This is a genomic window from Oligoflexia bacterium, from assembly GCA_034439615.1.
Classification (GTDB): Bacteria; Bdellovibrionota; Bdellovibrionia; order JABDDW01; family JABDDW01; genus JAWXAT01.
Genome location: JAWXAT010000055.1, coordinates 21384 through 36920, shown reverse-complemented (window position 1 = coordinate 36920; position 15537 = coordinate 21384). Strand labels below are relative to the sequence as shown.

General features: G+C 38.4%; 16 protein-coding genes and 1 tRNA gene. 12 read left to right on the top strand and 5 right to left on the bottom strand.

From position 1 onward, the window contains the following. Positions 1 to 117 precede the first annotated feature (117 nt). Positions 118 to 576, bottom strand: a complete 459-nt coding sequence (locus tag SGI74_13350; GenBank protein ID MDZ4678478.1) for a (2Fe-2S)-binding protein — start codon at positions 574 to 576, stop codon at positions 118 to 120. 189 nt (positions 577 to 765) lie between these two features. Here SGI74_13350 and SGI74_13345 point away from each other — a divergent pair, with 189 nt between their 5' ends. From SGI74_13345 to SGI74_13305, 9 genes are all read left to right on the top strand, one after another. Beyond that, positions 766 to 1503, top strand: a complete 738-nt coding sequence (locus tag SGI74_13345; protein ID MDZ4678477.1) for a DUF2520 domain-containing protein — start codon at positions 766 to 768, stop codon at positions 1501 to 1503. Continuing rightward, complete coding sequence (gene panB / locus SGI74_13340) at positions 1500 to 2288, top strand: 3-methyl-2-oxobutanoate hydroxymethyltransferase (GenBank protein MDZ4678476.1); 789 nt, start codon at positions 1500 to 1502, stop codon at positions 2286 to 2288. The genes SGI74_13345 and panB overlap by 4 nt, the downstream gene beginning before the upstream one ends. Then, entirely contained in the window at positions 2288 to 3052 is a 765-nt protein-coding gene (panC, locus tag SGI74_13335) for a pantoate--beta-alanine ligase (protein MDZ4678475.1), read from the top strand. The genes panB and panC overlap by 1 nt, the downstream gene beginning before the upstream one ends. Beyond that, positions 3049 to 3630, top strand: coding sequence for a flavoprotein (locus tag SGI74_13330; protein MDZ4678474.1), 582 nt, complete (start codon positions 3049 to 3051; stop codon positions 3628 to 3630). The genes panC and SGI74_13330 overlap by 4 nt, the downstream gene beginning before the upstream one ends. Further along, positions 3627 to 4289: a phosphopantothenoylcysteine decarboxylase gene (locus tag SGI74_13325; GenBank protein ID MDZ4678473.1), complete on the top strand. Its 663-nt coding sequence runs from the start codon at positions 3627 to 3629 to the stop codon at positions 4287 to 4289. The genes SGI74_13330 and SGI74_13325 overlap by 4 nt, the downstream gene beginning before the upstream one ends. After that, positions 4286 to 5119 (top strand): type III pantothenate kinase, encoded by an 834-nt coding sequence (locus SGI74_13320; GenBank protein ID MDZ4678472.1) that lies wholly within the window; start codon positions 4286 to 4288, stop codon positions 5117 to 5119. Before SGI74_13325 ends, SGI74_13320 begins: the two co-directional genes overlap by 4 nt. Then, a complete protein-coding gene (panD, locus tag SGI74_13315) occupies positions 5094 to 5504 on the top strand; it encodes an aspartate 1-decarboxylase (GenBank protein ID MDZ4678471.1) in 411 nt (136 codons plus the stop codon). Before SGI74_13320 ends, panD begins: the two co-directional genes overlap by 26 nt. Positions 5505 to 5594: 90 nt before the next feature. Beyond that, positions 5595 to 6470: a hypothetical protein gene (locus SGI74_13310; protein ID MDZ4678470.1), complete on the top strand. Its 876-nt coding sequence runs from the start codon at positions 5595 to 5597 to the stop codon at positions 6468 to 6470. Positions 6471 to 6647: 177 nt separating this feature from the next. Beyond that, complete coding sequence (locus SGI74_13305; protein MDZ4678469.1) at positions 6648 to 7898, top strand: endonuclease/exonuclease/phosphatase family protein; 1251 nt, start codon at positions 6648 to 6650, stop codon at positions 7896 to 7898. 18 nt (positions 7899 to 7916) lie between these two features. Here the strand turns inward: SGI74_13305 and SGI74_13300 are convergent, their stop codons facing one another. Then, positions 7917 to 9326 (bottom strand): hypothetical protein, encoded by a 1410-nt coding sequence (locus SGI74_13300; protein ID MDZ4678468.1) that lies wholly within the window; start codon positions 9324 to 9326, stop codon positions 7917 to 7919. Between the two features lie 50 nt (positions 9327 to 9376). Further along, a tRNA-Met gene (locus tag SGI74_13295) sits at positions 9377 to 9453 on the bottom strand. A 139-nt stretch (positions 9454 to 9592) separates the two neighbouring features. On the opposite strand from SGI74_13295, the gene SGI74_13290 reads away from it, so the two are divergent. Both SGI74_13290 and SGI74_13285 read left to right on the top strand, forming a co-directional pair. Next, entirely contained in the window at positions 9593 to 11125 is a 1533-nt protein-coding gene (locus tag SGI74_13290) for an Ig-like domain-containing protein (protein ID MDZ4678467.1), read from the top strand. After that, positions 11109 to 11597 (top strand): hypothetical protein, encoded by a 489-nt coding sequence (locus tag SGI74_13285; protein MDZ4678466.1) that lies wholly within the window; start codon positions 11109 to 11111, stop codon positions 11595 to 11597. Before SGI74_13290 ends, SGI74_13285 begins: the two co-directional genes overlap by 17 nt. On the opposite strand, the gene SGI74_13280 is transcribed toward SGI74_13285, so the two are convergent. Beyond that, positions 11594 to 12325: a HEAT repeat domain-containing protein gene (locus tag SGI74_13280; GenBank protein ID MDZ4678465.1), complete on the bottom strand. Its 732-nt coding sequence runs from the start codon at positions 12323 to 12325 to the stop codon at positions 11594 to 11596. The genes SGI74_13285 and SGI74_13280 overlap by 4 nt on opposite strands. Next, positions 12322 to 13290, bottom strand: coding sequence for a hypothetical protein (locus SGI74_13275; protein MDZ4678464.1), 969 nt, complete (start codon positions 13288 to 13290; stop codon positions 12322 to 12324). The genes SGI74_13280 and SGI74_13275 overlap by 4 nt, the downstream gene beginning before the upstream one ends. A gap of 169 nt (positions 13291 to 13459) precedes the next feature. Between SGI74_13275 and SGI74_13270 the strand changes: the two genes are divergently transcribed. Further along, positions 13460 to 15535: a thioredoxin domain-containing protein gene (locus SGI74_13270; protein MDZ4678463.1), complete on the top strand. Its 2076-nt coding sequence runs from the start codon at positions 13460 to 13462 to the stop codon at positions 15533 to 15535. Positions 15536 to 15537 lie beyond the last annotated feature (2 nt).

Sequence of the window (15537 nt, the reverse complement as noted above, 5' to 3'; positions counted from 1 at the left end):
GTTGTGTTGAGTTGTTGTGTTGAGTTGTTGTGTTGAGTTGTTGTGTTGAGTTGTTGTGTTGAGTTGTTGCGGTTAGTTTTCGCGGTTAGTTTCCGCGGATAGTTTCCGTGGTTAATTTTATTTCTTAGTAAGTCGAAATGAAATGAGCTTTTCAACATCTGGTCGACAAGTTCCACATCCCGAACTTGCTGTAGTCCAGGCCTTCACTTTTTCAGGTGTGTGTGCACCCATTACGATGGCTTCATCAATTTTACACGCTTGAATTTTTCGGCAATGACAAAGTTCTTCGTCTTTCATTGGAACTTCAAAATTTCCCTGTAAACGCATCATGACTTCTGAAATTAGGAGATCCCAATGCTGAACGCCGAGCCACTTAATGTCAGAAAGTTTTTTTGATTTCATTTCTTCAGCCGCAATTTGAGTCGCTTTAAGAAGTTGATTACAACCCCATGCATGCCAAATGAGTGTTTCGATTTTTTGATCACTCGAAAGTGTGACTTCCATTTCAACCCATTCACGCTGTGAAATTTCAGCTCTAGCTTTGAGTTTTTGAGCGCCCATTACACCATTATACAACCTCCAAGCATTCCCTAAAAGACCTGATATAAGCTTATATCTACTTTATATTGTTGATCTATTTGACACACCCAACAACGCAATTGCTTTCAAGACTAGATTTGATAAATTGATTTAGAAGTACTGATCTTGCTTGAGACAGTAACTTACTCATAAAAGCATTACGCATTAGCTGAAAGGACTTGATCCATGGGACAAGTACCAGAAATTACTTACGGTATTATAGGTGACGGCCGCATGGCTCGTCATATGATTCACTACCTCACATTACGTGCAATACCCTACAAACAATGGTCGAGAAAAACATCAAAACTTAGCCCCCTTGAAACCTTAAGTACTTGCTCCATTATTTTAGTACTCATCAAAGACTCTGCTATCGATAGCTTTATTCAATCTTGGCCAGAATTTAAAAATAAAACTCTCATTCATTTTTCTGGAGCCCTTGTTACAAAATCTGCCCAGGGGCTTCACCCGTTAATGACCTTTGGATCAGAGCTTTATGATCTCACTACATATGAGCAGATTCCTTTTATCAGTGAAAAAGAAGGTCACTCATTTAAGAAAATTTTTCCGCAATTAAAAAATCCATTTTACGCCATCGATGTGCAGCTTAAACCCCTTTATCATGCCCTTTGTGTGATGAGCGGAAATTTCACCGTTCTACTTTGGCAATCGCTTTTTGAAACTTTGGAAAAAAAGATGATGATCCCACGAAGTGCTGCTCTACCCTATTTACAACAGACTGCAAAAAATCTCGTAACACAAAGCCAAAAAGCTCTCACCGGGCCAATAAGTCGAAAAGATTATTCCACCATTTTAAAAAATATCGCAGCCCTTGATGACAATCCTTTGCAAGAAATTTACTTATCATTTGTAAAAGTTTATTTACCAGATCTTGCGCACAGACCTGATGAGGTAAAAATATGACGATTCTTGATTTTAAAAAAATGAAGACTGAGAATAAAAAAATATCAATGGTCACATGCTACGATCATTGGTCTGCACAAATTATTGCTCAAACAAATATAGATTGTATCTTAGTGGGCGATAGTCTTGCCATGGTGGTACATGGCCACCCCTCAACGCTTCAAGCAACCACCGAAATGATGACACTTCACACAGCGGCAGTGAGCCGAGGGGCTGTGAAAAAATTTATCGTTGCTGATATGCCCTTTTTGACATTTCGAAAAGGTGTGGGCGCTGCAATGGAGTGTGTTGAAAAGCTCATGCAAGCTGGAGCACATGCTGTAAAACTTGAAGGTGTTGATGGCCATGAAGACGTCGTACGTCAAATAGTAGATTCAGGAGTACCTGTGATGGGGCATCTAGGTCTTACGCCACAATCAATTCACAAATTTGGTGGATTCAAAGTTCAAGGTAAAGATGACAGTGCGGCTCAAGATATTATTCGGCAGGCCTCTAAATTAGAAGAACTTGGTTGTTTTTCTGTGGTTTTGGAATGTATCCCTACTCAAGTTGCAACTCACATTACAAAAACACTTTCAATACCCACCATTGGTATTGGCGCTGGAATTAACGTCGATGGGCAAGTTTTAGTTTTGCAAGATCTTTTGGGCATGAATAATACATTTAAACCAAAATTTTTAAAACAGTACCTCAAAGGAAATGAACTTTTATCTAACGCTTTAAATAACTTCGATACTGAAGTGAAGAATTTAAAATTTCCTACTGAACTTGAGAGTTATGCGTAATGGAAATCATTGAACACATTAAAGCGTGGCAAAATCTTCGCAAATTAGATTTAAAAAATAAATCTTTAGGATTTGTTCCAACTATGGGAGCACTTCATGGGGGACACTTATCTTTAGTAGAAAAATCCAGAGGTGAAAATAATCTCACTTTAGTCAGTATTTTTGTAAACCCCACTCAATTTAATGATCCTAAAGATTTAAAAAATTACCCACGCCCGATGTCTGAAGATATAGAAAAATTAAAATCAGCAGGAGCTGATTATCTTTTATTGCCGTCATTTGAAGAACTTTACCCAGACGGCTATAATTATGCCGTCACTGAAAAAGAACTAAGCCCCTATCTATGTGGAACACACAGACCTGGGCACTTTCAGGGAATGCTCACAGTAGTATTAAAACTATTGCAAGTGGCACAAGCAGAGCATGCCTATTTTGGCGAGAAAGATTATCAACAATTACTACTTATTAAAAAAATGGCTGAGGCGTTTTTTCTAAGTACAGAAATTATTGGTTGCCCAACAATGCGAGAAAATGATGGACTCGCCATGAGTTCAAGAAATCAATTATTAGCATATGATGATCGAAAAAAAGCTCCTCTCTTTTACAAAGAACTCTCTTCACAAAAAACGGTAAAAGAAATTCAACTTGCACTTCAAAATGAGGGTTTTGAAATCGATTATATTGAAGATCGTTTAAACCGGCGTTTTGGAGCAGTACGATTAGGATCTGTTCGCCTTATAGATAATGTCGAGGTACAACCATGAAAGGCAAAATTCTATTTCAACTTTCTGGCTCCATTGCTTGTTACAAAGCATGTTATTTAATTTCAAAGCTTGTGCAAGAGGGCTTTGAAGTTCAAACCGTTGCAACCTCTGAAGCTTTAAAATTTATTGGGTCTGCAACTCTTGAAGGTCTCAGTGGGAAATCAGTTTTCTCTGACACATTTCAAGAAGGGCAGATGATGAATCATATTCATTTTGCCAAATGGGCTGATCTTGCGATTGTTTGCCCTGCAACTGCAAATACGATTAATAGTTTAGCCTCTGGTATTGCGAATAATTGTATTGGTACTTTATTTTTAGCTTATGACCTTAAAAAACCTTATCTGATTGCACCTGCAATGAATAAAGAAATGTATCAGCACCCAACTACAAAGGCTTCGTTAGAAAAACTTCAAAGCTGGAATATTCACGTCTTACCTACTGGCGAAGGTCATCAAGCCTGTGGAGATATTGGCCATGGACGACTTTTAGAACCTGACGCGATATTTATAGAAATTCTTAAATTTTTTAAGTCAAAACATATCATTCAAAATGTAAGCTTGCCTGAGGTACCGACATGAAAATTCTAATCACTTCAGGCGCCACACGTGAGCCCCTTGACAGCTTAAGATTTATAACAAACTTCAGCACTGGTGTAACAGGGGCACTACTTGCAGACTTCATGGCCGAAAGTGGACATGAAGTCACCCAACTTGCTGGTCACGGCGCTCAACTCCCCCGCATTGTACGAGATGTTACTTATTTTGAAAGTTTTGATGATCTCAATGAAAAAATTAAAACCAAGTTAAGCACTTATAAATATGATGTCGTTATTCACTTAGCTGCAGTGAGTGACTACTCAGTGGAAAATATTACGACATCTGTTGATCAAGCCCCCAGTAAAGCTGGTGGTAAGCTCCATTCTGATCAAAAACTTCAAGTGACTTTAAAGCCTAATTTTAAAATTGTTGAAAAGTTAAAGTCCTACTCAGCATCTGCACTTACAGTGATTGCATTTAAATTAACTGCAACGGAAGATTTACAAGAACAAAAAACAGCGATTGAAAAGTTAACTCGAAATTCGGAAATTGATTTTGTTGTTCACAATGATTTTGTTGAAATCAAAAAAAATGGAATGCATCGGTTTGAGATTTACAAACAAGATGCAGTTTTAAAATCAGGAACAACAAAACTTGAACTTGCCCAAGCACTTAATGAAGTACTTAAGGAGAATATATGATTTTAGGTCTCGACGTCGGTAACAGCCAAATTTATGGGGGTGTTTTTGATGAGAATCAAAAAATCATCCTTCAATTTAGAAAAAACTCACGTCTTTCAAATTCATCTGATGAATTTGGACTTTTTTTAGTTCAGGTTTTACGTGAAAACAAAATTGATCCAAAAAACATTCAACAAATTGCAGTATGCTCTGTAGTGCCAGACGTTGTGCATTCATTAAAAGGGGCATGTCAGAAATACTTTAAAATGCAGCCCTTTTTACTTCAAGCAGGTACCAAAACAGGATTAAAAATAAAATACAGAAACCCATTAGAAGTCGGTGCCGATCGTATTGCAAATTCAATTGCAGGAACACATTTATTTCCTGGGAAAAATCTCATTATCGTTGATTTTGGCACAGCTACAACTTTTGATGTCGTTACTTCTGAGAAAGAGTATTTAGGAGGAATGATTCTCCCCGGACTTCGACTTTCCATGGAAGCACTTGAAACAAAAACCGCGCGCTTACCTTCGGTTGAAATTCTAGCTCCGAAAGAGCTTGTGGGGAGATCAACTGTTGAGAGTATTCAATCAGGTCTTTATTTTGGTAATCTCGCTGTACTCAAAGAACTCAGCCGTGAAATTAAAAAGAAATATTTTGAAAATAAACCAACAGTCGTCATCGGCACGGGTGGGTTTTCTAGACTTTTTGAAAATGAAAAAGTCTTTGATGCTCTCATACCAGAGCTAGTACTTTTAGGATTACATAAAGCCCTTGCAATGAACGTTGATAAACCAAGCAGTCCCACAACAAAGAGGAAAAAATATGAAACGAACACTGCTCAAATCTAAAATTCATAGAGCTACCGTTACTGAGGCAGATCTTAATTATGAGGGTTCAATCTCTATTGATCCGGCGCTTTGCAAGGCGGCTGATCTCATTGAATTTGAAAAAGTAGATATCTATAATTGCAACAATGGCCAAAGATTCTCTACATACGTGATCTATGGCAAAGCTCAAGAAATTTGCCTGAATGGGGCTGCTGCACGACTAGTTCACCCCGGTGATAAAGTGATCATTGCGGCCTATGCCGAGTTTGAAAATGAGCAATGCTCTTTGTTTAAGCCGAATCTGGTTTTCGTCGATGATTCAAACAAAGTTAAAAAGCTCGCGAGTCATTACGATCCCCAGGATCGCATCAAGACTGAACTCCCCTTTTTACAACAGAAGCTGTAAGTTTTTATAAGTATACAAGGCCTCATCCTTTAAGTTAACTCCTTGGCAAGGGAACGCATCAGCGTGATGCGGAGTTAATTTAGGGGGACCATGCGAAGCACGTGGTTGGGGAGTCTTGGACTATTAATACCCATATTTATGGGTCTATCTTCAGTGCATGCTCAAATTTCATTAAATTTCAAAACAAGCGATCCTTATGTTACTAAAATTAGAAATTCAATCTCCAATCATTCTAATAGCCATGCCCATGTTCCTAAACAAAAAAGAATAAATCTCGTAATCGTTGGGCCTGATCCTGCTCTTGAATCCGAATCTTCGGTGGGCGTTCAAATTGACCGCATTAAAAAAACCGTTCAGGGTCCTGTTTACTATCGGCGAGTTAATACCGCAGACGAATTTTGGCAAGCACTGCGCCTAAATGACGATGAATATATCCAATCGCTTTTTATACTCGCAATCCATGGCAGTAATGGTGGCATTGGCTCTCAACCGGTACTCTCACTTTATCGCGGGACCAGCACTCAAAATGATGAATTTATTTTTTGGGATGAGTTTTCAACAAAGGCAAAATTAAAATTCATGCCCGATGCGCTAGTCGTTTTTGGCTCTTGCAGCATTATTCCTGGCCCAAATGAATTACCTACCGCTAGACATTACTTGAGTCAGTTTTCAAAATATCTGGGCATGACTTCAGGTTGGATGTTTGCTGCTTATACAAGTGTAACAAATAATATTGATTATTTTTTTAAAACTCCAGCACTTGAATTTGGATGGAGAGACACACAGGGAATTTTAGCTCATCAAGTTTTAGCGCCGCTCACTTTTTTAAAATTTTACTACGACGATAATTTTAAATATAATCGTGGATACGCTTATGGTTTTAGTGGTTATCAAGAAGTCATTTTAAAAACTCATTTTTATAATGCACGCCAGGGGATTATCTCAGGTAATAGAATATATCCCTAACCAATTTAGCAACAATCCCATCGACTCTATGACTAATCAGTAACACTCCATCTGTATTCGCATTTCTTTCTTCAGAATCCCATTAAAACTAGACCATTGCTAGACCATCGCCCTGTGTCTCGCCCCGCCATTTGTACCGAGTATTAGAATGGATTAGTAGAAGTAAAGGGGACCAATATGTACTTACTCCGCAGCAGTTCTTCATGGAGAGGAACCCTAGGCATTATAGGAATTCTTGTATTTTTAACCGCCTGTGAAGAAAAAGCTACACAAGCACAAGTCAGTAACGAAGGTATTCCTGAATACACGCGAACTCTAAATGTCAGCGGGTGGGAAACAAAAGTTTCATCACTCAATGTCTTTGGGCTTAAAGTTGTTAGCCCAGACAAAAAAGAGCGAATGCCCGCCATCGGGCGCTTACTCAAAGAACAACAACCTGATTTTGCATTTATGCAAGAGGCTTGGACTGAAGAAGGTCGCAAGGACATCTTTTCAAATTCAAATCTAAAGTATAATCATTATTACCCTGTTCAATTAACAGTCGGTTCTGGAATCCAGATGTTATCTACGGTTGCGTTTGAACGACAATCATTTCGAGTGTTCACATTAGGCGGACGCGTTTCTCGCATTACTGAAGGTGAAGCTTGGGCTGGTAAAGGCATTGGAATGAGTCGTGTCACACTCAAGGGTTTACCTGTTTCCATGTTTAACACACATTTAGTTGCAAGACATGGATCAGAAAATCAAAACACTTCTGAGGATCGCTACACACCAGAAAGACTTATGCAGCTTTTTGAGGTCTTTGCACATATTGTTGAACAGACTGATTCAGATGCATTTATTTTAGCTGGAGATTTTAACCAGCGCTATTTTCATATCGAATATGATTTTTGGAACAAATTATCATCTTTAGATGGAATCAAATTTGAAGAACAAGATCACACATTTTGCACCTCATGTGGCGATAATTCTTATCGAGATAAAGCTTTCAACGGTCAATTAGATTACATCTATGTCTCACCTAGACTATTGATAACCAACGCTCAGCGTGACTTTGATCAACGCATTAAAAAACAAGATGGTTCAACAATTAATTTATCAGATCACTATGGGTTGGTATCAACCATTGGCGCGATTACGGGATCTTCTGGCAAAAACCCAACTCTTGTACGTAAAAATACAACAGAGAGTTTAGCTTATCTTCAATACAGACTTGAAGATTATCTCAATTGGTATGACAAAGATAAAAGTGATGTCGACGCTAAAGGTTTAGAGGATAAGATTTGTGTAAAGTGCAATATTGAAACTTCACTTAAGGCAGTGAAGCGTTATCAAGAGGCCCTTGCATCAAATAATCCAGCAAAATTGCCAAATGATCTTAAAAGAATCCGAACAAGATTAGATTCCTATTTTCAAATTTTTAGATAATTTTTTAATAAAATACTTTTAAGGAGAGATCTCAGGTCTCGCCTTATTTTTTATTTCTCTAACATCGAAGAGCTGCACGCCTTGTATATTGTGTAAATGTTTATCAAAATTAAAATTTGATTTTGCCAATTGATCTTTTAGTAATGTTTCAAATTCTCTTTCTTGACCGTGCCACGCAAGGCCTGTGATGAGTACAAAATCTATTTTCTCTGTATTTAAAGCCTCAAAAATATCGTTTTTGATAACTAGCCCAAAACATTCAGTCTCAAAGTAATGTACGCAAAATCGTCTTCCGATCATCATGATACGGCTTTTCGCAAATTGATTATCTTTGAGCCATTTTTTAGTTTCTGCTAATCCAGGGGTATCGGTTTCAGGAACTGGATAACGTTTAAATTCTGAAATCGCACCTACCTGTTGAATAATCAAATGCATTGCCATTACGACAAAAACTAATCGTGACCATTTCCATTTAGGAAGTGATGGTTTAAATTCTAAAATTAAAAATATAAAAATCGGAAAAAAATACCTCATGCCTGCAGAAAATGGGATGAGGATTATCAAACAATAAAAGGCAACTAGTGACCAAACAAGCCAGGCTTTTCGTTTGCGATGAAGGAGTAATATAAATGCAGTCGTTACTAACGCCCCCCAGAGCACTTGAAACCAGAGTGTTTCATCGGGCAAAAGATGATTAAAATACAAATAAGCCCATTCCTTTATTAGCCCCGAGTATGTATTCACGACTTTTGCCAAAGATGGGGCCATATTTGTAAGTTTACTTGGAACCAATAGGGTTTGAAAATACGCGATGAATATAATCGCTGTAATCACACCTGGGATAATGACTGAAATATTTTTTTTATTCCGCCATAAAACTGCGCCATGAAGAATTGCAACTGGATGGCGCGTTGCAATTTGAAAAACAGAAGTTATACCTGATAACTGTGGCCACATGTAACTCACAATAAGAAATGTTATGGATGCTGCTTCTGAAATCGGTGCAAAAACAAGACTTCGAGTGAATTCATTTAGAAAGACAAGACAACTAATAATAAAAGCATCAAAGCTAAATTTTCGATTACCTAAACACCACATGAACCCTAGAAAACTAAAAAACAAAAGACACGCTTGAAAAAATTTTACATTCCAAAGAGTTTGCCTGTGATCGCTTTTGTTATTAAGCCATGACCAGCTATAAGCTGTTAACGGCGGCGTATGAGACGGCCCGTCCATCCCCAACCAATTCAAATCTTGAGCGATTGCTTTTACTGGCGGCTTTCGATTTTGCGCAAATTCACGAGCTTCAACAAAATATTGATTTGAATCATCAAAGCTACGATAGCGATCATCAACAAATGCAAAAAATGTGAGACCTAAAAGCACAGCACAGATTAAGATTTTATTTTCGGTGAAAAACTTTTTCATCGTTCTATTTTCAAGACTTTAAGATTCATTGACAAGATTTTTTCAAAGATTGGTAGCGGAGGAGGGAGTTGAACCCCCGACACTACGGATATGAACCGTATGCTCTAACCAACTGAGCTACTCCGCCATCAAAAAGAACGCAGAAGTTAACGCACTCATCTCCAATTTGTCAACGGAGAACCCGACCCGTTGCGGCAAAAAACTCTATTAGGATTGACAACTTACAGCCCATATAGCTTTCATATTAATTATCACTAGGGGGTTATATGAAAAGCAATCTTGGGGTTTTTCTAAGTGTTCTCATTTCATTCAATCTTGCCATGGCTTCTAGCCCAGCTTTATTGGTCAAAGTCATAGACCAAAAGGGCCAAGCCGTTACCGGTGCTGTCGTTCAGGTGGGTAAAGCTCCCAACTCCCCGTTTGCTCAAAATACGGCCATCACAAACAGCCAAGGTATTGCGAGTTTTAATGCCTCAAGCATAAATGGTGAAATCACCGACACACCTATAACCATTGTAAAAACAGGATACCCAAAAATCACTTATTTCAATCAATCAGGAATTGAATTTAAACTTCAACTACCACCCCCAAGCCTTCAAAAACAGGCCGAATTATCAGGTGATTTTGTTGGCTGGGATGCCTTGATCGTTAACTTTTCAGATATCGCCACCTTTGGACTTTTTTTACCGTTCTTAAACGCAGATAAATTATTTGCCTTTCAAATGTCAGATCTCATCAGCACTCAAGTTGATAAATTTTCTGTCTTAGGGAAAGACGTTTTTGTTCCTAGTAACTTAATATTTCCAAAACAAAGACATAGTTACGGAATCATACCCATAACACTTAATAAGCCGATCTTTCGCCTTCCCATGTCTGTTCCGGCTACGTACAGCTTTCAAGCAGTGGCTGGGCAATTTCCTTTTGATGATGTGGCTGGAGACCTTGTCGATGGGAAAACGCTCTTTGATATTATTAATCAAATGACCATGCAAAAATTTGGACTCATTAAAGATAAAACAATGAGTGGTCCTGTTTCGGGGCTTCACATGAATGTTAATGAAGCAAAACTTGGCCCGTGCTTAAAACTTGAGACTAAAAATGCGCCACTACCAAAAGTTGCAGGGCTTGCGTTAACACGCGCACCAGAACTTGTCGGAAAACCCTATCAGCCCACAGATATTAAAAATATCGCAGCCGGTGCACAAAACTTAAGCTGTATTAAAGGTGATTCGCGTCCTGTAAATGCCATGGCCTTAGCGATGAATTATCACCTTGAAAACGAAGCCATGATTTTTCATAAGGGAATGTCTTCGATCTTAGCTAGAAATATTCCACATTCTTCAACAACCATAAATTTAACTTTGAAATCATATTTTTCTGTACCCCAATTAAAAATCAGTGAGGCCGGCGGTGTGGTTGAAAGTACCCGACCTGAAAGACAGGGAATTTCACCTACTTCATCTGCAGTGCATGCCATTTTGTCTGATGTTACCGTCACACAAACAGGGACCATCATAAATGAATCAGTTCGCCCGCAATGGATTGTGTTTGGAAACAGCACATTAGAAAAAATCCAATTGCCAACACTTTCTGCTGAACTCTTATCAATCGATACTCGCTCTATTTATGATCAAATTGCTCAAACTCAACCGCCCACAAACTTTAAACGTTGGGAATATATTTGGTTAGGACTAGACCCCGTCTTACAATTTGATAATAATCAACTCATGTCTGTTAATATAGGATACGATCTTTTTGAATCTATGACACACGCGGCACGCAATGCAGTCGATTTCTAAACTAATTTCTTCGTTTTTAATTTTGATTGTCATCACTGGTTGCGTGACGAATCCTAAAAATGATCCTCCAATTAAAGAGCCTGAATCCAGAATCTATGGCGATGCTTATGAACAAGTCTGGCGCTCGATGCAATTGGCGTTAAGAAAATATCCAGTGAAAATTAATAATATTGATCTTGGCGTTTTAGAAACTGATTATGTCAGGGGTGATAAAGTATTTACTGACCCCAATGATACCCGACCCAAGCCAGGATACCGCTATAAGATTACAGTGAGGGTTGTGAGGGGCCGTGTTGAAGGTAAAGCTGCAGTTGAAGTAATCGTATTAAAAAGCGCTGAGATTCAACCTGATTTTTTCTCTGGCTTCCAAGCTGTTTCGTCTAATGGGCTAGAAGAAATATCCATTCTTTATCGTATCGGTAGATACCTAGAAATTGATCGAATTTTGACTAGAAACGCTGCTAAAAACTAAGACGCCTGGGCCTTAGAAACACTTACAGTTTCTTTATACCATTTCTTCCAATAATAACGACGATACACTGGAGGAATTTGCGTTTCTCCTAATTTTTTACCTGTCAGACGCTCAAGGCCTGCAATGGCGGGTGCAAAAAGAGTTGAATCACTGTCATCAAGTACTTTAATAAATTTTGCTTCACTACCAGGCAGAGCTAAATCAGCAAGGGCAGAAACAATATGTTTTCGAATCCATAAACTTTGATTTCGAATATAATTATCTTTTGAATAAAGTGCAGTCCACAATTTATCAGCACACTCTTTTTTACCCAAACGGCCCAATGTATCAACAGCAGTTGTGCGAACTACTAATGCTGAATCATCAAGACCTTTAATAGCTGCTTTGTATGCTACTTCTTTATCAAGTGCGGGTAATACTCGAATCGCTGCATCTCGTAAAAACCAATCACTGCTATTTAGAGCTTCTTTGACTTCAGGAATAGCTTCTTTTTCGCCAAGTCTTACCATTGCCATAAATGCTTGCCAGCGAATACCTAAGGTTCGACTCTCATCAAAAGTGAGTTTTCGAAGTTCTTTATAAACTTCAGGGCCCATTTTTTTAAGTGTTGAAAATTTGTGAGTGTTTGTTTGAGATAAAATTTGCTCAATACTTGGTTTATTTTTTGGGATACTTCCATGAACTTGAATTGTAAATAGGAACAAAAATACAGAAGTTAAGTTTTTCATCCGCCTGATCCTTTCATGAAATTCTCAAATTCTGCGATAAGCTTTTCGCCCGTGTCTTTACCGTCAGCTGGTGCTGGCGCTTTTTCAGCCGCTGCTGTCATGGTGTTAAATTCTTCTAATAATTTATCGGCATCAACCTGAGCTTGTGCAGGAACTGGCGAAGCCGCTGGCTCCGGCGCTGGAGTAGGAGCAACTGATGCAACAACAGCTGCGGCTGCGGCGGCAACCACTTTTTTTGCTGGCGCATCGGGCCCCGGCGTTTCCATATTTACTGTTGTTGGAGCTGGAACAATATGGGGCGGACCTTGTGGGGCACCACCACCTTGTTTAACTTTTTCTAATTCACTTTTCAATCGAACATTTTCTTCTTTGTACAAACTTAAATTCGCAATATCGTCTTCGATAATTTCATATTCACCAAGCCTAGCTTCGAGATCTGAAAGTTTTTTATTTAGCGCTTCCATATCGACACCAGCACCAGGTGCTGCTCCTGCAGGAGCTTCTGCTTGCGCTGCTTGTGCAGCTTTTGCTTTCGTCAATTCATCATTTGCAAGTTTAAGTGATGCTTCAAGATCAGAAAGTTTTTTGGCTTTTAATTCCATCTCAGCTTTGAGTTTTGCAAGTTCTTCAGTATTAGCCGGTGATACCACAGTGACAATCGATGGGGCTGGTGTAGAAACTACGGCCATTGGTTTTACGTTTGGCATAGCAATATCATCGTCATCATCTTTAATGAGATTTGTTGCTTGGCTTACTGAGGGCATTGATGTGGGTGTTGATTGCAAAACTCTTTTAAGTGCAGTTTCAATGTCTTTAAGATTTTGTGAACTATCGTCTTTTGATTCTTTACCTAGATTACTGAAAAACCAAACCAGAATAATGCCCAACATGATGGCAATAATAATTTCTATCGCCAAAGCGTTGTGTCCAAAATATGTTTTTAGTGTATTCGCTATGGCTGGCACTCTTAAATTGTCTCTATGTCGCGCTGCATTCGTCCATAAAATAATTTCTCTAAGTGCATAATTGAGCTCAGAAATTTAAGCCAAGCATAGATTCATAATTTGGTGTATCACACAGGAATAAATATTTTTTTGTAACTAGCCCAAAGACCATTTTTTGATAGGATTTTTTATGAAAACCACACGGCACAATAAACTTCACCAAGAGAAAAGTCCGTATTTATTACAGCACAAAGATAATCCCGTGTGGTGGCTCCCTTGGGATAAAGAAGCTTTTGAAATTGCTAAGACTCAAAACCTGCCGATATTTCTCTCGATTGGATACTCGACATGTCATTGGTGTCACGTCATGGAAAAAGATTCTTTTGAAAAAACAGATGTGGCTGAAATTTTAAATGCAAACTTCGTAGCAATCAAAGTTGATCGTGAAGAACGCCCAGACGTCGATTCTATCTACATGTCAGCAGCACAAGCCATGACAGGTCATGGCGGCTGGCCGCTCAGTGTACTTCTAACACCTGAAGGAAAACCCTTTTGGGCTGGTACTTTTGTCGCCCATGCTAGCTTTACTCAATTACTCTCAAAAGTTTCTACTATGTGGAAAGAACAATCAGACTCACTTATTTCTGATGGAAATCGTTTAGCAGAGTTTATTAAACAAAACTCTTCTCTTCCCTTAATCGATAATCACAATGTCTCTGAAAAATATCTCCATGATTTTTTAAAAAAATATCAAAGCCGATTTGATTCTGTGTATGGAGGAAATATTGGCTCACCAAAGTTTCCACCAACTTATAGCCTTATGACTTTATTAAGAATTCACAGACGCACACAAAACCCTGAAGCCCTCAACATGGTTGAGACAACGCTTAAGCAAATGCGCCGTGGAGGAATTTTTGATCAAATAGGAGGAGGATTCGCTCGTTACGCCACCGATGATCAATGGCTCATCCCCCATTTTGAAAAAATGCTTTACGACAATGCATTAATTGCGAGTACTTATCTTGAAGCCTATCAAGTTACAAAAAATGAAGAGTTTGCAAGAACTGCACGTGAAATTTGTGATTATGTACTACGTGATATGACAGACAGCACTGGTGGATTTTATTCAGCCGAAGATGCAGATAGTGAACACATTGAAGGTAAGTTTTATGTCTGGTCAATTGATGAACTGAAAAATATTTTAAGTTCAAGTGAATTTGAGTTAATCGAAAAGACATTTCATATCACTGAAAAAGGAAATTTCCACGCCCATAAAACCGGCGATGAAGTAACTGAGCAGCGTTTTGAAAAACCGGCACTTGAAGGGAATGTTCTATTTCTTGATCCCCAAAGCCCACTCCCCTCTCAAAAAGATGAAATTTTAAATTCAGCTTTAGCAAAAATGCTTGAAGTGCGAACAAAACGAATACGTCCTCATCTTGATGACAAAATATTAGTTAGCTGGAATGGTCTTATGATTTCTGCTTTGGCAAAATATTTTCAGGTGCTCGACGATGCAAAGTATTTAGACGCAGCAAAAAAAGCAGCACTGTTTTTAATTAATAATATGTCTGATAAACAGGGCAAACTTAAGCGCTCTTATCGTCAAGGAGAGAGTCGTCAGTATGCATTAAGTGATGATTATGCGTTATTGATTCAAGCCCTTTTAGATCTCTATGAATGTGACTTTGACAAAGTTTGGTTTGATCACGCAATGAGACTTCAAAAAACTCAAGATGAACTTTTTTGGGATAAAAACGCTAATGGGTATTTTGATAATGATGGGTCGGACCCTTATTTGATCACACGCAGTAAAACTTTTGAAGACGGTGTGACTCCATCGGCTAATTCTATATCAGCGCTAAACCTTTTACGCCTTGGAGATTTGAACCAAAATTTTGAATATAAAAAGAGAGCTGAACAAATCATTCATGCCGCAGGGTTTTTATTAAAAGAACATCCCCAGGCTGTAACTGCATTATTGCATGCTATTGACCGACTCACAGATGGTTCATTTGAAATCGCACTTATCGGAGATTCAACAAACCCCTCATTTAAATGTTTTTTAAATTCTATTCGAAAAAACTTTCATCCCAATAAAGTCATTGCTGATTCTAATTCAAAGGTTCAATTGGCATTAAATAAAACTCAAATTAATAATGAGCCCACCTTCTACATTTGCCAAAATCAAACCTGTCAGCTTCCTGTGACCGATCAACATCAGGCGCTAGAACAATTAAAACCCAAAACATATACACTCACATAAAA